At 66.6% G+C, this 19796-nt stretch carries 17 protein-coding genes; 7 read left to right on the forward strand and 10 right to left on the reverse strand.

From position 1 onward, the window contains the following. The first annotated feature begins 163 nt into the window (after positions 1-163). The 3 genes from AAFN46_RS06090 to fabB all read left to right on the forward strand — a co-directional run bounded on the left by AAFN46_RS06090 (position 164) and on the right by fabB (position 3947). On the forward strand, positions 164-2056 hold the full coding sequence (locus AAFN46_RS06090; protein ID WP_347807798.1) for an ATP-binding protein: 1893 nt from the start codon (positions 164-166) through the stop codon (positions 2054-2056). A gap of 147 nt (positions 2057-2203) precedes the next feature. Then, complete coding sequence (gene fabA / locus AAFN46_RS06095; protein ID WP_347807799.1) at positions 2204-2719, forward strand: 3-hydroxyacyl-[acyl-carrier-protein] dehydratase FabA; 516 nt, start codon at positions 2204-2206, stop codon at positions 2717-2719. A 13-nt stretch (positions 2720-2732) separates the two neighbouring features. Then, positions 2733-3947 carry a beta-ketoacyl-ACP synthase I gene (gene fabB / locus AAFN46_RS06100; protein ID WP_347807800.1) on the forward strand — a complete coding sequence of 405 codons (1215 nt, stop codon included), beginning with the start codon at positions 2733-2735 and terminating at the stop codon, positions 3945-3947. Positions 3948-4002: 55 nt separating this feature from the next. Here fabB and AAFN46_RS06105 read toward each other — a convergent pair whose 3' ends face one another. After that, the gene (locus AAFN46_RS06105) at positions 4003-4467 is read right to left on the reverse strand and encodes a DUF3859 domain-containing protein (RefSeq protein WP_347807801.1); all 465 of its coding nucleotides are present in this window, start codon (positions 4465-4467) and stop codon (positions 4003-4005) included. A gap of 62 nt (positions 4468-4529) precedes the next feature. Beyond that, positions 4530-5540, reverse strand: coding sequence for an amidohydrolase family protein (locus tag AAFN46_RS06110; RefSeq protein WP_347807802.1), 1011 nt, complete (start codon positions 5538-5540; stop codon positions 4530-4532). 117 nt (positions 5541-5657) lie between these two features. On the opposite strand from AAFN46_RS06110, the gene AAFN46_RS06115 reads away from it, so the two are divergent. The 4 genes from AAFN46_RS06115 (at position 5658) to AAFN46_RS06130 (ending at position 9223) form a co-directional block, all read left to right on the forward strand. Beyond that, positions 5658-6518, forward strand: coding sequence for a hypothetical protein (locus tag AAFN46_RS06115; RefSeq protein WP_347807803.1), 861 nt, complete (start codon positions 5658-5660; stop codon positions 6516-6518). 104 nt (positions 6519-6622) lie between these two features. After that, positions 6623-7018: an OsmC family protein gene (locus tag AAFN46_RS06120; RefSeq protein ID WP_347807804.1), complete on the forward strand. Its 396-nt coding sequence runs from the start codon at positions 6623-6625 to the stop codon at positions 7016-7018. Between the two features lies 1 nt (position 7019). Further along, positions 7020-7883 carry a pirin family protein gene (locus AAFN46_RS06125; protein WP_347807805.1) on the forward strand — a complete coding sequence of 288 codons (864 nt, stop codon included), beginning with the start codon at positions 7020-7022 and terminating at the stop codon, positions 7881-7883. A gap of 74 nt (positions 7884-7957) precedes the next feature. After that, on the forward strand, positions 7958-9223 hold the full coding sequence (locus AAFN46_RS06130; RefSeq protein ID WP_347807806.1) for a hypothetical protein: 1266 nt from the start codon (positions 7958-7960) through the stop codon (positions 9221-9223). A 31-nt stretch (positions 9224-9254) separates the two neighbouring features. Here the strand turns inward: AAFN46_RS06130 and AAFN46_RS06135 are convergent, their stop codons facing one another. The 8 genes from AAFN46_RS06135 to AAFN46_RS06170 all read right to left on the reverse strand — a co-directional run bounded on the left by AAFN46_RS06135 (position 9255) and on the right by AAFN46_RS06170 (position 19636). Continuing rightward, positions 9255-10028 carry a dienelactone hydrolase family protein gene (locus AAFN46_RS06135; protein WP_347807807.1) on the reverse strand — a complete coding sequence of 258 codons (774 nt, stop codon included), beginning with the start codon at positions 10026-10028 and terminating at the stop codon, positions 9255-9257. A gap of 35 nt (positions 10029-10063) precedes the next feature. Next, positions 10064-10546 carry a hypothetical protein gene (locus tag AAFN46_RS06140; RefSeq protein WP_347807808.1) on the reverse strand — a complete coding sequence of 161 codons (483 nt, stop codon included), beginning with the start codon at positions 10544-10546 and terminating at the stop codon, positions 10064-10066. Between the two features lie 35 nt (positions 10547-10581). Then, complete coding sequence (locus AAFN46_RS06145) at positions 10582-11571, reverse strand: two-component system response regulator (protein ID WP_347807809.1); 990 nt, start codon at positions 11569-11571, stop codon at positions 10582-10584. Next, positions 11568-15248 (reverse strand): PAS domain S-box protein, encoded by a 3681-nt coding sequence (locus tag AAFN46_RS06150; RefSeq protein ID WP_347807810.1) that lies wholly within the window; start codon positions 15246-15248, stop codon positions 11568-11570. The genes AAFN46_RS06145 and AAFN46_RS06150 overlap by 4 nt, the downstream gene beginning before the upstream one ends. A gap of 198 nt (positions 15249-15446) precedes the next feature. Continuing rightward, a complete protein-coding gene (gene htpG / locus AAFN46_RS06155; RefSeq protein ID WP_347807811.1) occupies positions 15447-17351 on the reverse strand; it encodes a molecular chaperone HtpG in 1905 nt (634 codons plus the stop codon). 95 nt (positions 17352-17446) lie between these two features. Beyond that, on the reverse strand, positions 17447-18688 hold the full coding sequence (locus AAFN46_RS06160; protein WP_347807812.1) for an MFS transporter: 1242 nt from the start codon (positions 18686-18688) through the stop codon (positions 17447-17449). A gap of 28 nt (positions 18689-18716) precedes the next feature. Then, the gene (locus AAFN46_RS06165) at positions 18717-19163 is read right to left on the reverse strand and encodes a PaaI family thioesterase (protein WP_347807813.1); all 447 of its coding nucleotides are present in this window, start codon (positions 19161-19163) and stop codon (positions 18717-18719) included. Beyond that, positions 19163-19636 (reverse strand): PaaI family thioesterase, encoded by a 474-nt coding sequence (locus tag AAFN46_RS06170; protein WP_347807814.1) that lies wholly within the window; start codon positions 19634-19636, stop codon positions 19163-19165. Before AAFN46_RS06170 ends, AAFN46_RS06165 begins: the two co-directional genes overlap by 1 nt. Between the last annotated feature and the right edge of the window lie 160 nt (positions 19637-19796).

Raw genomic sequence — 19796 nt, forward strand, 5'->3', positions numbered from 1 at the left:
CGACCAGTACCTGGCGTGACCCCGAACACTGGCAAAGCCGACCTTCTCGGTTAACATGCCGGGATTACGCCAGAGAACAAGGCCGTTCCGTGCGCTACATCGCCCCGCTTCATTCGCCGCCCCTCCACCGCTTTCCCGCCCCGCATGCCACGGGGGCGACGCCATGACCTTCGGCGGCCGCTGGGGCATCCACACCCGCACACAACTGATCAGTGTCGGCCCGGCGCTGCTGCTGACCCTGCTGCTGACCGGTCTCTTCACCCATGCCCGGCTACAGGATCTGCGCCAGGAGATCGATCAAAACGGCCAGCGTGTGGCCGACCAGCTCGCCCCTGCCGCCGAGTACGGGGTCGCCAACGACGACCGCCGGGCCCTGGAGGATCTGCTGCGCGACACCCTGAAGAACCCGCACGTGCGCTTCCTGGAGGTACGCGACCGCGACGAGGGAATCCTCGCCTATGTCGAGCGCCCCGGCGAGAACGGCGAGGCACGGGTAGAAGTATTCCACGCACCCATTGATCTGCAGCGTGGCAATGGGGCCGAGGATCATTTGGGCCAGATCGCGGTCGGCATGTCCGACGAGGCCTTCACCAGCCGCCAGCAGGCCATCCTGCTCAAGGCCACCATGCTGGCCCTGATCGCCCTGCTGCTGACCTTTCTCCTGGCGCGCCAGCTGGCCCGCCGCCTGTCCGGCCCCATAATCGAGATGGGCCAGGCGCTGCAGGCGCTCAAGGCCGGCGACTACCGCGCCCGCCTGCCGGAGACCGACACCAGCGAACTGGGCGATCTGGCCCGCCATATCAACGCCCTGGCCGAGGCGCTGGACAAGGCCAGCGGCGAACAGCACAAGGCCATGCGCCAGCTGATCCAGACCCGCGAACAGGCCGAACAGGCCAGCCGCGCCAAGTCCGACTTCCTGGCCATGATGAGCCACGAGCTGCGCACCCCGATGAATGGCGTGCTGGGCATGCTGCAGTTGCTGGAGACCACCGAGCTGACCCAGGAGCAGGACGAGTACACGGCCCTGGCCACCGAGTCCACCGAACACCTGCTCAAGGTGATCAACGACATCCTCGACTTCTCCCGCATCGAGCGCGGCGCCCTGGAGCTGGAGCGCATCCCCTTCAACTTGTTGGACCTGCTGCAGGGCTCGATCCAGGTGTTCCAGCACAGCGCCCAGCAGCGCGGGCTCTATCTGCGCCTGGAAAACCAGGACGGGCTGGACGGTTACGAAGTGCAGGGCGACCCGACCCGCATCCGCCAGATTCTGGTCAACCTGCTGGGCAATGCCCTGAAGTTCACCGAGGAAGGCGGCATTCGTATCGAGACCCACTGGCAGGCGCTGGACAACGAGGTGCTATGGCTCACCTGCGCGGTGCACGACAGCGGCATCGGCATCTCGCCCGAACGCCTGGAGCACATGTTCGACGCCTTCCAGCAGGCCGACACCTCGATATCCCGTCGCTACGGCGGCACCGGCCTGGGCCTGTCCATCGCCCGCACCCTGGCCGAGCGCATGGGTGGCACCCTGCATGCCAGCAGCCAGGAAGGCGTCGGCTCGGTGTTCACCCTGGAGATTCCCCTGCCCTTCAGCGCCCGCCGCCGCGCCGAGCGGCCGAGCGAGACGAGCGCCGGGCAACCCGGGGAAGGCCAGGAAGTGCTGCTGGTGGAGGACAACCCGGTCAACCAGACGGTGATCGAGGCCATGCTGCGCAGCCTGGGCTATCGGGTTACCCTGGTGGCCGACGGCGCCCAGGCGGTCCAGCGCTTCGACGCCACGCGCTTCGCCGCGGTGCTGATGGATTGCCGCCTGCCGGTGCTCGACGGCTACGAAGCGACCCGGCAGATTCGCCGCCTGGCGCCCCAGGCCGGCACGCCGATCATCGCCCTGACCGCCAACGCCCTGCAGGGCGACCGCGAGGACTGTCTGCAGGCCGGCATGAACGACTATCTGGCCAAACCCTTCAAGCGCGCCGACCTGGAACGCGTGTTGCTTCGTTGGCTCGGCCAGCACAGTGATCCGCTCCCGGCCACAATGGAGGCCAGCTCGAAATGACCCGAGTCAGAGCGCCCCGGTTTACAGTCGTGCACACGCGGCTGTGACTTTCACCACAGCGCAACAGTCTATGACTAGTCTGCCGCTACACAAGAAGACCCCGCGGCGCAGCTTAGCCCCCGCCTAGGGGACCATTGAGGAGTTCGCATGACCCAGCAAAACGCCTATACCCGGGAAGAATTGCTCGCCTGCAGCCGCGGCGAACTGTTTGGCCCTGGTAACGCGCAGTTGCCCGCCCCCAATATGCTGATGATCGACCGCATCGTGCATATCAGCGAAACCGGCGGTAAGTACGGCAAGGGCGAGATAGTCGCCGAACTCGACATCAATCCGGACCTGTGGTTCTTCGCCTGCCACTTCGAGGGCGATCCGGTGATGCCGGGCTGCCTGGGCCTCGACGCCATGTGGCAGCTGGTCGGCTTCTTCCTCGGCTGGCAGGGCAACCCCGGCCGCGGCCGCGCCCTGGGCTCGGGCGAAGTGAAATTCTTCGGCCAGATCCTGCCGACCGCCAAGAAAATCACCTACAACATTCATATCAAGCGCACCATCAACCGTTCGCTGATCCTCGGCATCGCCGACGGCAGCGTCAGCGTCGATGGCCGCGAAATCTACAGCGCCGAAGGCCTCCGCGTCGGCCTGTTCACCTCTACCGACAGCTTCTGAAGGATATTTCCGCATGCGTCGCGTCGTGATCACCGGCCTGGGCATCGTTTCCTGCCTGGGCAATGACAAGGACACCGTTTCCGCCAACCTGCGCGCCGGCAAGGCGGGCATCCGCTTCAACCCGGAATATGCCGAAATGGGCCTGCGCAGCCAGGTGTCCGGCTCCGTCGACCTAAACCTGGAAGAACTGATCGACCGCAAGGTGCTGCGCTTCATGGGCGACGCCGCGGCCTACGCCTACCTGTCCATGGAGCAGGCGATCAAGGATGCCGGCCTCAGCCTGGAAGAGATCTCCCAGCCGCGCGTCGGCCTGATCGCCGGCTCCGGCGGTGCCTCCACCCTGAACCAGATGGAAGCCATCGACACCCTGCGCGAGAAGGGCGTCAAGCGCATCGGCCCATACCGCGTGCCGCGCACCATGGGCAGCACCGTGTCGGCCTGCCTGGCCACGCCATTCCAGATCAAGGGCGTCAACTACTCCATCTCGTCGGCCTGCGCTACCAGCGCCCACTGCATCGGCCACGCCATGGAGCAGATCCAGATGGGCAAGCAGGACATCGTCTTCGCCGGCGGCGGCGAAGAGGAGCACTGGAGCCAGAGCTGCCTGTTCGATGCCATGGGCGCCCTCTCCACCCAGTACAACGAGACTCCGGACAAGGCCTCGCGCGCCTACGACGCCAAGCGTGACGGCTTCGTCATCGCCGGCGGCGGCGGCATGGTGGTGGTCGAGGAGCTGGAGCACGCGCTCAAGCGTGGCGCCAAGATCTACGCCGAAATCGTCGGCTACGGCGCCACCAGCGACGGCTACGACATGGTCGCGCCCAGTGGCGAAGGCGCCGTGCGCTGCATGCAGCAGGCCCTGGCCACGGTCGATACGCCGATCGACTACCTCAACACCCACGGCACCTCCACACCGGTCGGCGACACCGCCGAGGCGCGCGCCGTGCGCGAGGTGTTCGGCGCCAAGGCACCGGCCATCAGTTCGACCAAGAGCCTGTCCGGCCACTCGCTGGGCGCCGCCGGCGTGCACGAGGCCATCTACTGCCTGCTGATGATGCAGGGTGGCTTCATCGCCGGCTCGGCCAACATCGAGGAACTGGACCCGGAAGTGGCCGACCTGCCGATTCAGCGCCAGACCCGCGACGTGCAGCTGAACACCGTGATGAGCAACAGCTTCGGCTTCGGTGGCACCAACGCCACCCTGGTGCTGAAGCGCTATCAGGGCTGATTCGACCGCGAACGAAAACGGCGCCTACGGGCGCCGTTTTCGTTTCGGTTGTGCCTCAGCGCACGACGAAATCCTGCTCCAGCAGCTTGCGATCGCCCTGGAACACCATGAAGCGCCACTCGCCCGGGACCATCTCGTGGTGCTCGGTGAACTCGAAGGCCATCACATCCTGGGGCGCGCCGACCACCAGTTTCTGCTGCAGCTCGATCTTGTCCTGCCGCTTGCCATCCGGACCGACCAGACCCGGCGTGAAGTAAAGCAGGGTCAGCGGCTGCTCGGCCTCGCTCTTGCCCAGCAGGCGGTAGCGCACGCCGAACTTGGTGCCCAGGCGCGCCGGCACCACCTCGGTCTGCTCGATCGGCTGGTTGGCCCGGGTCAGCACGCGCTCGCCCGGCTGCGGGTCCTTGATCGGCGCACTGGCGAACACGCCAAACTCCACAGGGCCCTCGACACGCACATCGGCCAGGGCCAGGTTGGCGGACAGGCCCAGGGCCAGGACGGACAGGCTGAACAGTTTCATCTCGCGCTCCTTGAGGAAAGTTGGCGCGAGGCTATGACACCGCAGTTACAGACTGATGACAGTCAGTCGCGGTGCTTGCGCGGCAACACGGCGAGGAAGTTGTCGCGCGCCACCCGCCGCGCCACGTCCTCCGGCAGGGCATCGAGAAAGGGGCGGAAGGCCGCCAGGTGCTCGCCCTGCCCCTCGAAGCGGCCGACCAGGTCGGAGCCGAGCATGAAGCGCGCCGGATAGCGGCTCACCAGCCTTACCCAGCGCGGATCGGCGCGCCCCTCGGCATCCAGCAGGTAGGGCCGCAGCACGCTCCAGGACAGGTCGATATGCAGGTTCGGGTATTCGCCCAGCATGCGTTCCAGGGTCGGCAGGAGAAAGTCCAGGCGCCTCTGGTGGCGGTGAAGCTCCAGGCTGGTACCGGCGTGGGCCCAGATGAAGCGTACGTGCGGATGGTTACGCAGCGGCTCCTCGATTTCCGCCAGGTACAGCGGGTTGCGCTCGCGCTTGGAGGTGATGTTGCTGTGCAGCAGCACCGGCAGGTCGTACTCGGCGGCCAGGTGGTAGACGCGGGTCATGGCCTCGTTGTTGGCCCGCGGCGTGTCGCCATAGGTCAGCGCGGTGAGATCGTCATGCCGGGTGAACACCTCGCCCAGCCCCTGCCAGAAGCCCGGGTAGAGTTCGAGCATGCGCCGGATATGGGCGTCGGCATTCTTGTCCACCGGATTGAAGCCGCTGAGGAAGGGGTGGAAACGCTCGCGCTGCTCCAGCGGCAGGCGCCGGACCGCCTCGGCGACGAAGACATCGGTGGCGCTGTACCAGTAGGCGCCTGCATCGTCGCCGGCGTAATAACGCGGGCGCTTGGGCTCGTCCTCGTGCCATTTCTTGGCCACCGGGATACCGCTGATCATCACATGCTCGACGCCCCCGGCGGCCATGGCCTCCAGCAGCCGGGGCATGCCCTCGCTTTCCTGGAAGAAATCCACGTAGTGCAGATGCGCGTCGCTGAAGCGATAGTCGCGGGCATCGGCCTGTAGGGCCAGCAGGCCGAGCAAGGCGGCGTACAACGGGCGGCGGACGGGCAATGGAGTCACTCCCTGGCATCTCGAGCAGAGTAGACAGTCACGAGCGCACGGCCGTTCAACTGGCGAGGGCGCGAGCCAGGGGCCATCATGTGTCATCTATTTTCACGAAACCTGCGCATGCCCATCGTCCGCCTCACCGCCCTGCTCGCCCTCTTCTGCTCGGCCCAGCCCCACGCCGAGACGCTTACCTATCCGCTGCACTCCGAGGGCGTCGACCCGGAGGCCTATGTGGTCGAAATGCTGCATCAGGCCCTGGCCAGGAGCGGCGGCGACTACCGCCTGCAACCCTCGCCACGCCCCATGCCGCAGAGCCGCGCCGAACAGTCGCTGGAGCAGAACGACGGCGTGGTGCAGCTGATGTGGGCCATGACCACCCGCGCCCGCGAGCAGATCCTGCTGCCGATCCGCATCCCCCTCTACAAGGGGCTGATCGGCTGGCGCGTGCCCCTGGTGCGCCGCGAGGACAAGGACTGGCTGAGCCGCGTGCAGAGCCTGGCCGACCTCAAGCCCATGCGTTTCGGTCAGCGCGCCGACTGGCCGGACACCCGCATCCTGCGCGACAACGGCCTGCAGGTGATCACCAGCCAGAGCTACGACAGCCTGTTCCGCATGCTCGGCGCCGGCCGCTTCGACCTCTTCCCGCGCGAGGTGGTGGTGGTCTGGAATGAGCAGGCCGAGGCCGCCCGCGAGGGGCTCGAACTGGAGGTCGACGAGCACATCGTCATCCACTACCCCACCGCCTTCTATTTTTTCACCTCGCGAGCCCGCGCCGACCTGGCCACGGCCATCGAGCGCGGCCTGGAGGCGATGATCGCAGACGGCAGCTACGAGGCCCTGTTCCAGCAGCACCACGGCGCCACCCTGGAGCGGGCGCGGCTAGCGCAGCGCCGGGTGATAGAGCTGGAAAACCATGACCTGCCGGCACAGACACCCTTCCAGCGCGAGGAGCTCTGGTACCGGCCTGGCGCGCCTCGATAAAGGCGCCCTCTGCGCGCCCGCCGCCTATCGAGAGCAAAGACGGCTGGCGCGGATCGGCTTGCCGTGCAAGGCTCTGGATACCTGCCAGAGCCTTGGAGCGCCCCATGATCCGCATCAGCACCGAGTCCGGACTGCGCCACCGCATCGAGATAGGCGAGCACCGGCTGTACGCCGACGCGCCCGCAGAGCTGGGCGGGGCCGACAGCGCGGCCGAGCCGCACGACCTGTTCGACGCTGCCCTGGGCGCCTGCAAGGCACTGACCCTGATGCTCTACGCCAGGCAGCGCGGCCTGCCCCTGGACGGCCTGGAGGTGCGCGTGGCGCGCGACGACAGCCAGGAGCGCCAGGGCCTGTACCGCCTGGAAGTGGCCCTGCAGTTGCACGGCGCCCTGGACGAGGCGCAGCGCCAGCAGTTGCTGCGCGTCGCCGACAAATGCCCGGTGCACAAGCTGATGACCGGCACCGAAGTGCAGGTGCAGACCCGCCTGGACGAGGCCTGAGATGAACGGACTGCTACTGATCCAGCCCAGGGCCGAGGACATCGCCGGCCAGCCGATCCTGCGCCCGCTGCCCTCGGCACGCTGCCGCAGCGTCGGCCCCTTCGTGTTCTTCGACCATATGCTGGCCCAGGACTATGCGCCGGGAGGTGGAATGGACATCGCCCAGCACCCGCATATCGGCCTGTCCACCCTCACCTACCTGTTCGAGGGCGAGTTGCAGCACAAGGACAGCCTGGGCTCGGACCAACGGGTCGGCCCCGGCGATGTCAGCTGGATGACCGCCGGCCGCGCCGTCGCCCATGTCGAACGCACCCCGCCGCACCTGCGGCGCAGCGGCTCGCGCCTGCACGGCCTGCAGGTCTGGCTGGCCCTGCCGCAGGCGCTGGAGGAGTGCGAACCGAGCTACAGCCACCACCCGGCCGCCAGCCTGCCGCGCAGCGAGGCCATGGGCGTGAGCATCATCCTGATCGCCGGCGCCGGCTTCTGCCTGCAATCGCCGGTGCCGGTGCACTCGCCCACCCTCTACGCCGAGATCAGGCTCGCGGCCGGCGCCAGCCTGACGATTCCTGCCGAGCAGCGCGAGCGCGCGCTGTACCTGATCGAGGGCGAGGCCAGGCTGGAAGACCACGACCTGCCGCAGCATGGCCTCGCCGTGCTGCCGGAGGGCGAGGAACCGCTGCTCAGCGCCTGCGGCGAATGCCGCCTGGTACTGATCGGCGGCGAGCCGCTGGGGCCACGGCGCATGTACTGGAACTTCGTGGCCAGCGATGCGCAGATGCTGGAACGGGCCAAGCAGAAATGGGCTGCCTGGGACTGGCCACGGGTACCGGGCGAAAGCGAGCGCATCACCTTGCCAGGTGCATAAATGCCGATGCCATCAAGTGCCAGGACGATGCCCGGCAGTAACATGGCGAGTCCTGCCCGCAAAGGATTGCTGCCGTGCCCCTCGTTCGCCACCTGCTCGCCTCCGCCCTTCTAGCGGCGCCGCTGTTATCCCACGCAAACCTGCCGATACTCGAACCCGAGCCAGGGCTGCAGGCCCATGTGCAGCAGGATGGCGACAGCTATCGACTGCAGCAACCGGACGGCAGCTGGATCGAGCTGGAAATCCCCGAGGCAAACGAAACGGCGCCCCGTTTCGAGGTCGCCGACTATGACTTCGATGGTCACAACGACCTGGGCATCAGCATGGCCGCCGGCATGGTCAACGAGGTCTACAACCTGTATCTCTACCGCCCCACCCAGCGCCGCTACGAGTTCCTGGCGCTGCCGGAGACACTGGTCGACCGGCTCGGCTGCTCGGGCTTCTGTGGCCTGGAGAGAAAACCCGAGGAGCGTGCGCTTTACAGCAGCTGCCGCAGTGGCCCGCGCTGGTACTACGACGCCTTCCGCTTCGATGCCAAGGGCCAGCCCTGGCTGTACAAGACCCTGCAGGTGCAGGAGGACTACAGCCCGGACTACCCCTACCTGTTCTTCCCGCTGTTCGAGAAGACCTTCGACATTCGGGGCAAAGTGGTGGCCAGCCGCGCCATCGACGATGACAACCGGCCCCAGACCTGGACCGTGCCGACGGCGCGCCTGTATCTGTACCAGCAACCCCACGAGGCCAGCCGCAGCAAGGCCTACCTGATCCAGGGCGATGTCTGCGAGGTGCTGGCGCGCCGGGGCCAGTGGCTGCAGATTCGCTATGCCTCGCGCAAGGGCGCGCTGGAACGCTGGGTCTCGCTCGACCAGGCCTACGATCTGCACCGGCGCTACAGCGCGGCGCCTCATCCAGACGGGGCAACGCTGGGCATGGCAGACTTCTCAGACCCGGCCTACCCGAACTTCAATCTGGGCCTGAGCGCCGACAGACCCCTGACGCTGGAACATGCCGAGGTTCACCTGCTGTTCACCGCGAGCGATGGCACGGAGTACAGCCATCGTCTGTACGCCGTTCACCACCCAATCACTCTTAGCGCCAACGAGAGCGCGATGCTCGATGACAACTTCATCGAGCATCGCGACGGGCAGTTCGTGGTTTATCACGCCGACGAACGAGGCCAGGACGCCCATGTACCCTTCTTCCCCAAGCTGGTGCCGGGGCGCTATCGGGTGAGAGCGGTGCTGACCGATGCGCACCTGAGTGCACCGATTTATTCGGCGCAAGAAGTGCTCGTCGACTACCCGCCTGCCATTGCCGAGAAAAAACTCAATACCCCCTGAATACGGGACTCAGGAGCAGATCTGCCTGGCCTCAGCGGGCAAACACCTCGTCGAGCAGATCGTTCATCGCCTTGAACGCCCGGGCCGCCACCACGGGATGATATTGGTTGCGCCCCGGCACATTGGCCTGCGGGTTGGTGAAGGAATGCACGGCGCCGCCGTAGCTGACCAGTTGCCAGTCGACCTCGGCGGCCTTCATCTCGGCGACGAAGGCGTCGACCTGCTCCTGCGGCACGGACGGGTCGTCGGCGCCGTGCAGCACCAGCACCGGCGCCTTGATCCGCCGGGCATCGCCCGGAGTGGGCGTATCGAGATTGCCATGGAAGGAGACGAAGGCCTTGAGCGGCGCGCCGTCGCGGGCCAGTTCGAGGATGGCGCCACCGCCGAAGCAGAAGCCGATGGCACCGAGCCGATCGACATCCACGCCCGGCTGGCGCCTGAGCACCTCCAGTGCGGCCTGGGTACGCTTGCGCAGCAGCGGCCGGTCGCCGCGCAGGGCGCCGGCCACCGGCTTGGCCTCGTCGGGGCCGTTCGGGCGCACGCCCTTGCCGTAGAGGTCGGCCATGAACACCATGTATTTGTCACCAGCGGCGCGCGCCGCCTTCTGCGCCGAAGCCTCGCTGACGCCCAGCCAGTTGGGCACCATCAGCAGGCCCGGGCGCGGCTCGCTGATCCTGTCGTCGTACACCAGCAGCCCCTCGTAGGGCTCGCCATCGATCTCGTAGGGCACCGCCTTGACCACCACGGCGGCTTCGGCGAGGCCGGTGACGCCGGCCAGCAGCAGGGGAAGGATCGTCTTGCTCATGCTCGGGACTCCGCGAGAAGGAAACCCAAGCAAGACTAGCCAGCCCGAGCCGTTTCGGCCTCCTCATCGGCCAGGCGCTGGATATAGGCGGCGAAGCCCGGGTCCTCGCCACGCAGCAGGAGCGGCAGGCGCTCGCGGAAGTCCTCACGACGGCTCCAGTCGCGCATGTAGTCCTCCCAGGAATGCCAGCGACGCCGCTGCTTGGCGTTCATGCCGTCCGCATAGGCCAGCAGGTAGGCGCGCTCGAACAGCGAGATCAGCATGTCGAAGATCACCCACATGCGTTCGCGCTGTTCGTCGCTAAGGTCGGGCGTGGCGCTCTGGCTACGCAGGCGCAGGTCGGGGTTGGCCAGCACCACCTCGAGGAAGTCGATATAGGCGTCGGAAATCTGCTGCCAGATGGCCTCCTCCTCGTTTTCGCGCTCCTTGCGCTGCTCGAAGAGGAACACGCCGATGGCGAACGGCAGCGCCACCACCGTGACTATGTAGGACAGCAGTTCCCAGTGTTGCAGGTTCATGATGGTTTCCGCGGGCAAGAGGCGGACATTCTGCCCTACTCGGCCTCCGCCCAGCGCGCCTTGATCTCGAGAATCGCCGGCATCTGGCCGAGGAACAGTTCCACCAGCGCGGGATCGAAGTGGCGGCCGCTCTCGCGGCGCAGGAATTCGACCGCCTCCTCCACCGGCCAGGCCGGCTTGTAGGGACGCACGCTGGTCAGCGCGTCGAACACGTCGGCGATGGCGACTATGCGCCCCACCAGGGGAATCTCCTCGCCCTTGAGGCCGTTGGGATAGCCGCTGCCGTCCCACTTCTCGTGGTGGGTCAGGGCGATGGTCCGGGCCACCTGCAGCAGCCCGGGTGGGTGCTCGCCGATGATCTCGGCACCGATCTGCGCGTGCTGGCGCATCACCGCCCACTCGGCCTCGTTCAGCTTGCCGTTCTTCTGCAGTATGGCGTCGGGAATGCCGATCTTGCCCACATCGTGCATGGGCGCGGCATTGAGCAGGTCGTCCGCCTCCTGCTCGCTGAAGCCCGCTGCCTTGGCCAGGACATGGGTGTAGTGGCTCATGCGGATCACGTGCAGACCGGTCTCGTTGTCCTTGAATTCCGAGGCCATGCCGAGACGCTGGACTATCTGCAGGCGGGTCTGCTTGAGCTCGTCGACCCGCACCAGCGACAGGTGGGTGCGCACCCGCGCGCGCACTATGGGCGGGCTGACCGGCTTGGTGATGTAGTCCACCGCGCCGACCTCGAAGCCCTTGGCCTCGTCCTCCACGTCCGCCAGGGCGGTCACGAAGATCACCGGAATGGCCGAAGTCGCGGGCTCGGCCTTGAGCCGGGCGCACACCTCATGGCCGGTCATGCCCGGCATCATCACGTCCAGCAGGATCAGCGCCGGCACCTCGCGCACGGCCAGTTCCAGGGCCTTCTCGCCATCCTTGGCGAACAGCAGACGGTAGTCGTCCTGCAGTATCTGGCGCAGCACCTGCAGGTTGGTCGGCTCGTCGTCCACCAGCAGCAACTCGGGGCGGTTGTCGGTCATCGCGGCGTATCTCCGGATTGCGCTTGCAGCCAGCCGAACAGCTCGTCCAGCAGCGCGTCGGCGCGCTCAAAATCGAAGTCGTCCAGGGCGCCCTGCAGACGCTCGGCACGGCCCGTCGGCAAGCCGGTCAGCAGCCGCTGCAGAATCTGCTCGGCCAGTTCGCCGCGTTGCAGTGCGGCACGCGCCCGCACTATCAGTAAGGACAGCTCACCCGGCTCCAGCGCCGTGCCGGTATCCGCACCCTGCGCCTGCGGCGACTCCGGCAGCTCGCTCGTGACCTCGCTCAGGGCCACGGCCAGGTCGGCCAGCAGTTCCTGGACCGACGCCGCCACCTTGCCCTTGAGGGCGTGTTCCAGCTGCCCGGCCAGGCGACTGACGCGCAGCAGCGCCAGATTGGCCGAAGCGCCGCGCAGACGGTGCACCAGTTCGATGGCGGCCGCCTGCTCGCCCTCCTGCAGCAGGCGCGCGACTTCGGCGCAGCTGCCGGCATGCTCGCCGAGGAAGCGCTGGATGCTGGCGACCATGTGTGCCTGACTGCCCCACAACTGGATGCCGCGCACCCAGTCCACGGGCGCCTCCATGGCCACCTCCTGCGCCATGTCGGACAGGGCCCGCACCTGCGGCGCCAGACCCAGCACCTTGGCCATCTCGGCCAACAGCTTGTCGATCTCCAGCGGCTTGGAGGCGAAGCCGTCCATGCCGGCATCGCGGGCGGCGCGCCGATCCTGCTCCAGCACGCTGGCAGTCAGAGCGATGATCGGCGTCGGCGGCACCCCTTCGAGCACCTCGTGCCGGCGAATCCGCCGAGTGGCCTCCAGGCCGTCCAGGCGCGGCATCTGCACATCCATCAGCAGCATGTCGAAAGACCCGCCGAAATAGGCATTCAGCGCCTCCTCGCCGTCCTTGGCCAGGACCACCTCGTGGCCCAGCTGGCCCAGGGTCAGGCTGAGCAGTTCGAGGTTCTGCGGCACATCGTCGGCCACCAGGATGCGCAGCGGCGGCAGCTGCGGCCCAGAGCCGAGCAGCGTGGTGCTGGCGGCCTCGCCGACCTGCAACGGCAGCTCGACGCGGAACAGGCTGCCTTCGCCCACGCGGCTCTCCACGCTGATGTGTCCGTCCATCAGCTCGGTCAGCTGGCGGGCGATGGTGGTGCCCAGGCCGGTGCCGCCGAAGCGTCGGCTCATCGAGGCGTCGGCCTGGGCAAAGGGGGCGAAGATGTGCGCCAGACGATCAGCGGGTATGCCGATGCCGCTGTCGCGCACGGTCAGCTCCACCTGGCCCGGCACGCCACGCACCTCCAGGCGTACCCAGCCGTTCTCGGTGAATTTCACCGCGTTGCCCAGCAGGTTGGTCAGCACCTGCTGGATGCGCAGCGGATCGCCCTTGAAGTGCTCGGGCAGATCGGCCTGGTAGTCCAGGCTCAGGGACAGCCCCTTGGCCTCGGCGCTCAGGCGCAGGGAGGCGCAGACCTGCTCGCACAGCGCGCGCAGGGAGAAATCGACGCACTCCAGCTGCAGGGCGCCACGCTCCAGCTTGGCGGTATCGAGTATGTCGTTGAGCAGGCCGAGCAGCGAGCGTGCGGCCTGGCGCACCGTGCTCAGATGACGTCGCTGGGTTTCGTCCAGGCGGGTACCGAGCAGCAGTTCGGTGAAGCCGATGATGGCATTCATCGGCGTACGGATCTCGTGACTCATGTTGGCGAGGAAGGTGGTCTTGACCTCGGCGGCCTGCTCGGCACGCTCCTTGGCCTCGCGCAGGGCCTTCTCCATCTCGCGCCGCTGGCTCAGGTCGGTGGCGAACTTGATCACCTTGAACGGTTTGCCGTCGGCATCGAAGATCGGATTGTAGGAGGCCTGGATCCACACCTCGCGCCCGCCCTTGGCGATGAGCGGGTATTCGCCGCTGTCCAGCTCGCCGTGGGCCAGGCGCGCCCAGAACTGGGCGTAGGCTTCGCTCTCGGCATAGGCCGGCGCGCAGAACATGCTGTGGTGCTGGCCGCGGATCTCCTCCAGGCTGTAGCCCATCAGGTCGAGGTAGTTCTGGTTGGCGGTGAGCACATAGCCCAGCAGGTCGAACTCGACCATCGCCAGGGCGCGGCCGATGGCGGTCACGGTGCTCTCGAACTCGGCGTTGCGCAGCTTGCTCTCGGTGATGTCCAGCAGCACGCCGTCGATCCAGTGCGGCACGCCCTGCTCATCGGCTACCGCACCGCCGCCCTCCCACACCCAGACTTCCTTGCCGTCGCGCCGCCGCAGGCGATACTCGACCTGATAGCCCTGCCCCGCTGAAACGGCCTCGCGCACCAGGGCGTCGATCCGCGCCTGGTCGTCGGCATGAATCAGCTCGGTGAAATAGCGGCGCCCCTCGAGAAAGTCGCGAGCCGGCCAGCCGGAGAGCTTCTCCACCGCGTCGCTGATGAACAGCATGCTCCACTTCTCGTCCAGCAGGCAGCGGAAGGCCACTCCGGGGATGTTGCCGATCAGCGAGCGGTACTGCTGCTCGCGCTCGCGCAGGGCCTTCTCCATCGCCTTGCGCTCGCTGATGTCGCTGATGAAGCCGACGTAGAGCGTCTGCCCTGGCAGCTCGGCCTTGCCAATGGCCAGGCGGATCGGCAATACGCTGCCATCCTTGCGCCGCCCCTCGACCTCGCGGCCGACGCCGATGATGCGCGCCTGGCCGGTGCTGCGGTAGTTGGCAAGGTAGTCGTCGTGCTGCGAGCGGTAGGGCTCGGGCATCAACATGCTGATATTCCGCCCGACCAGCTCCTCGGCGCTCCAGCCGAACAGTTGCTCCACCGAGGGATTGACGTCCTGTATCACGCCGCACTCGTCGATGGTGATGATGCCATCCACCGTGGTGTTCAGCGTGGTGCTCAAGCGCAGGGCGTTGCTCTGCAGCTTGCTCACCAACTGGCGATAGCGCAGCAGGCCGTTGGCGGCGGCGACGAAGATGGCCAGGGAGACGGTGATCAGCGCCACCGCCAGGGCCAGGTACAGGCTCGACTCGTTGCCGGCATCCGCTTCGGGCACGCCGACGAAGCGCGCCGCGGCCATGCCGGTGTAGTGCATGCCGCTGATGGCCAGGCCCATGACCAGGCCGCCGAGCGCCACCGTCCAGACGCCCAGGTCACGCCCGCGCAGGCCGAAACGTACCCACAGGGCGAGCATCGCCAGCGCCACCGCCACCAGGATCGACAGGGCGAACCACCAGGGGTCGTAGCGCAGCAACGGCGCCATCTGCATGGCCGCCATGCCGCTGTAGTGCATGGCACCGATGCCGGCTCCCACCAGCACGCCGCTGCTGATCAGCTGCGGCGCCGTCACCCGGTTCTGGGCCAGCAGCTGCAGGGCGACCCAGGAGGCGCCCAGGCTGGGCAGCATGGAGAGCAGGGTCAGGCCGGGGGCGTAAGTCACCTTGGCGCATAGCTCGAAGGCCAGCATACCGATGAAGTGCATGGCCCAGACCCCGCCGCCGAGTGACAGGGAGCCGGTGACTATGGCCACCTGGCGAGTCGCCAGGCTCTGGCTGACCCGGGCCATGCCGGCCACCTGCAGGGCCATGGCCGAGGTGAAGGCGGCGACCAACACCGAGAGCAGCACCAGCCAGGGGTTGTAGCTGCCAAGCAGCAACAGGCTGGGATCGGCATCGAGAAGGAATAACTGGGTCAAATACGACATGCGGGGCGACGGACCGGTAAAGGGACTAGGGCAAGTAAAGCAGGCCGGCGCAGCCTCTGGCGAATCCGGGCCGGGCCATTAGATAGCCATCGCCTGGCAAGCTCCAGTGCTAATTCACACTTGGTAAACGCTGTCACGAAAAACGCCGTGCCTGGCAGAGCAGGCACGGCGTTTCCTGGAACGAACAGAGTCTAGCGATCAGGCCGACAGCTCGACCAGCAGCTTGTTCAGACGCTGCACATAGGCGGCCGGGTCCTTCAGGCTGTCGCCGGCGGCCAGGGCGGCCTGGTCGAAGAGGATGTGCGACAGGTCGGCGAAGCGATCCTCGTCCGGCTCGGCGTCCAGCTTCTCGATCAGCGGGTGCTGCGGGTTGATCTCGAAGATCGGCTTGGACTCCGGCACCTTCTGCCCGCTGGCCTCGAGGATCTGGCGCATCTGCAGGCCCAGATCCTGCTCGCCGATGGCGAGGATCGCCGGCGAATCGGTCAGGCGATGCGACACCCGCACTTCCTTGACCTGCTCGCCCAGCGCGCCCTTGAGGCGCTCGACCAGCCCTTCCTTGGCCTTGGCCACTTCTTCCTGGGCCTTCTTGTCCTCTTCCGAGTCCAGCTTGCCCAGGTCCAGGTCGCCGCGCGCCACATCGACGAACTGCTTGCCGTCGAACTCGGTCAGGTAGCTCATCAGCCACTCGTCGATGCGGTCGGTCAGCAGCAGCACCTCGATGCCCTTCTTGCGGAAGACTTCCAGGTGCGGGCTGTTCTTGATCTGGGCATGGGTCTCGCCGGTGAGGAAGTAGATCTTGTCCTGGCCTTCCTTGAGGCGGCCGAGATAGTCGGCCAGGGCCACGCTCTGCTCGCCGGACGCTTCATGGGTGGAGGCGAAGCGCAGCAGCCCGGCGATCTTCTCCTTGTTGGCGAAGTCCTCCGCCGGGCCTTCCTTGAGCACCTGGCCGAAGGCCTTCCAGAAGGTCTTGTATTCCTCGGGCTTGTCCTTGGCCAGCTTCTCCAGCATGTCCAGCACGCGCTTGGTCAGCGCCGACTTCATCGAGTCGATCACCGGGCCGGACTGCAGGATTTCGCGCGAGACGTTCAGCGACAGGTCGTTGGAGTCGACCACGCCCTTGATGAAGCGCAGGTACAGCGGCAGGAACTGGTCGGCCTGATCCATGATGAATACGCGCTGCACGTAGAGCTTGAGGCCCTTGGGCGCTTCGCGGTGGTACAGGTCGAACGGCGCGCGGCCCGGCACGTAGAGCAGCGAGGTGTATTCCAGCTTGCCTTCGACCTTGTTGTGGCTCCAGGACAGCGGGTTCTCGAAGTCGTGACCGACGTGCTTGTAGAACTCCTGATACTCCTCGTCCTTGATCTCGGTGCGCGGACGGGTCCACAGCGCGCTGGCGCGGTTGACGGTCTCCCACTCCGGCTCGGCCGGCTTGTCCTTCTCCTCGCCGTAATGTTCCTTCGGCAGCTCGATCGGCAGGGCGATATGGTCGGAGTACTTCTTGACGATGTTGCGCAGGCGCCAGCCATCGGCGAATTCCTCTTCGCCGCTCTTCAGGTGCAGGACGATGCGGGTGCCGCGCTCGGCCTTGTCGATGGTGGCGACCTCGAACTCGCCCTCGCCCCTGCTCGACCAGTGCACGCCTTCGCTGGCGGCCACGCCGGCCCGGCGAGTGAAGACGTCGACCTTGTCGGCGACGATAAAGGCCGAGTAGAAGCCCACGCCGAACTGACCGATCAGGTGCGAGTCCTTCTTCTGGTCGCCGGAGAGGTTCTTCAGGAAGTCGGCGGTGCCGGACTTGGCGATGGTGCCGAGGTGGGCGATCACTTCCTCGCGGCTCATGCCGATGCCGTTGTCTTCGAGGGTGACGGTCTTGGCATCCTTGTCGAAGCTCAGGCGGATTTTCAACTCGGCGCCGCCTTCGAGCAGCTCGGGCTTGGCCAGGGCCTCGAAACGCAGCTTGTCGGCCGCATCGGAGGCGTTGGAAATCAGCTCGCGAAGGAAGATTTCCTTATTGGAATACAGCGAATGGATCATCAGGTGCAGCAGCTGCTTCACCTCGGTCTGGAAGCCCAGGGTCTCTTTTTGAGTTTCCACACTCATGGTCGTCGAACTCCACATGCAGGACAGAAGGCCGCGATTGCGGCGGTTGTCCTGCAGATGGGGACTTCCCGATGGATTTCAAGGCCTTGCCGAAATCAGGGGTCGAGCAGTTCGAGCCTGCCGATCTCCTCGGGGCGGAAGCTGAAGCTGGCCTGGCCGCCGCCGCTGCCGAGTTGCTGATTGAGGCGCACGCTGCCATCGGCATCCAGGCCGACGAAGCGCCCCTCCACCGTACCGCCGCCGGCCTTGCTCAGGCGCATGCTCAGGTTGCGATACTGCTGCGGATTGCGCTGCAGGCGCGCCAGGGAGAAACGCTTGCGACGATCCAGCGCCGGACGCGGCTCCGCAGTTTGCGGCGCCTCGACACTGGCCTGGGGCTCCGCAGGGCGCGCCTCCTCCAGCGGCGGGTAGTGATCGCCGCTGACCCGCCAGCCGCCCGCGCCCTTCTCCATCAGCAGTTCGAGCTGCCTAGCCTCGCCATCGATGCGTGCGTCCAGCGCCAACGGCAGCTGCGTGGCCGGGAAACTCAACTCGGGCAGCGCCCCCAGCTGCACCAGGCGCGTGGCGAAACGCCTCTGCAGATAGTCCTCGATCACCCTGGCCAGGGTCTCGGGTGAGTCGAAGTGAGTGTCCAGGCGTCCGTCCTTGTAGCGCAGGCGGTCGCTGAACAGCTCAACGCTACCGCTCAGGCTGGTGCGGAACGCGGGCGGCAGCACCAGGTGGAATTCGCCCTGCAGCTTGTTCGGCGGCAGGGCCTGCAGGTCCAGATGCAGGGTGTAGCCCTTGCTCAGATGACGCGCCTCGGGCAGGTCCTGCTCGGGCAGCAGCCAACTGATCTCCACCTCGGGCAACGGGCCCGAATCGTCCGGCAGCACGTCCAGGCGCAGCGGCGCCTTCTGCGCCTCGGGCAGGCGAATCTTCACTTCGCGCCTGGCGAAGAAGTCCTCGCCTTCGCGCAGGGTCAGCACGCCGTCGATCAGCTCGCCATACTGCGGGGCGAACGACTGGCCGTTGAGCTCGCCGCGCAAGTCGATCTGCAGCTCGGCCGGCGCCCCCGCCGGCTGCTGCAGCCAGCGCAGACTGAGGATGGCCTCCAGGCGCGCCGCGTCGTGATTGGCCAGCAGCACCAGGCCGATCACCAGGGGAATGCAGCCCAACCCCAGGAGCATCACCGCCTTGCGCGCGGTGCGCCAGTGACGCACCAGGTATGCCAGGGTGACCGGCGGAAGCAGACTGCCCCAGCCCCACAGCAGGCTGGTGGAAAAGGCCAGCATCACCAGCCAGACCAGGCCGGCCAGGATCAGCAGCAAGCCGCCGAGTATCAGCAGGGCATCCATTGGGTGTTCCTTGTTGTGGGTGCCCGAATCAGGGCTCGTCGACCTTGAAGTGCGCCCGGGCCGTGGCGATGGGTTCGCTCTGGCTGGTCTGCCAGGCCGTGATGGCGACGTTGGCCACCCGTCGGCCCTGGCGCCAGACCTGGCACTGGACGTAGGTGTCACGATAATGACCGGCGCGCAGGTAATCTATCGAGAAGTCGATGATTTTCGGCAAATGTGGGATGCCCATGAACATCAGCAGATGGAGCATCGCGGCGTGCTCCATGAAACCGGCGATCACCCCGCCGTGCAGCGCCGGCAGTATCGGGTTGCCGATGTTGTCCTTGTTCGCCGGCAGGCGGAACACCATGTCGTCGCCCAGGCGCAGGCACTCGATGCCGATCAGCCTGGCGTAGGGAATCAGGCTGATCAGCGCATCGTAGTCGTTCTTCTCGTGGGCCTCGCGTACCAGGGTGTTGAGGTTCAGAGCGGCCATCAGGCACCTCCCTGGATAGTGCGCTTGAGTTCCTTGTCGCCCTGGGCGGCCTTGCCCATGCGCATGAAGGCGCCGACCGCGTGGGCGATGGGCTCGGCCGGGTCGTCCTGATAGGCATAGCCGCGGGTGAAGATGATGTTCTCGGTCACCCGGTAGCACTCGGCGAAGCCATAGACGTCCTTGTGCGGCGCGGCCGGGCGCATGTAGTCGATGCGCAGGTCGAGGGTCGGACAGATCTCGAACTCCGGCAGCACGCAGACGGTGGAGATGCCGCAGGTGGTGTCCATCAGGGTGGTGATGGCGCCACCGTGAATCACCCCGGTCTCGGGGTTGCCGATGATCTGGGTGCTGTAGGGCAGGTGCAGGGTCAACCCCTCGGGCCCGACACGGTGCACGCTCAGGCCCAGCACCTGGCAATGGCGCAGGGCCGCCAGAAAGCGCTGGGCACGCTCTAGAACAGGGTTATCGCTCATGACTGCATTCCCGGGCGACGTTATGAAAAAGGCGCGCATCATACCCGCTCGCTGTCGTCGCCAGGATGAAGTGTGGCGCAGGCTTGGCCGAATGCGGCGGAACTTTGGCCGGAGCACCGCCCTCTCATGTCGGGATCGAGGATAGTGCCGCCGCCAATGG

It is taken from the genome of Pseudomonas sp. CAU 1711, from assembly GCF_039888625.1.
Classification (GTDB): Bacteria; Pseudomonadota; Gammaproteobacteria; order Pseudomonadales; family Pseudomonadaceae; genus Aquipseudomonas.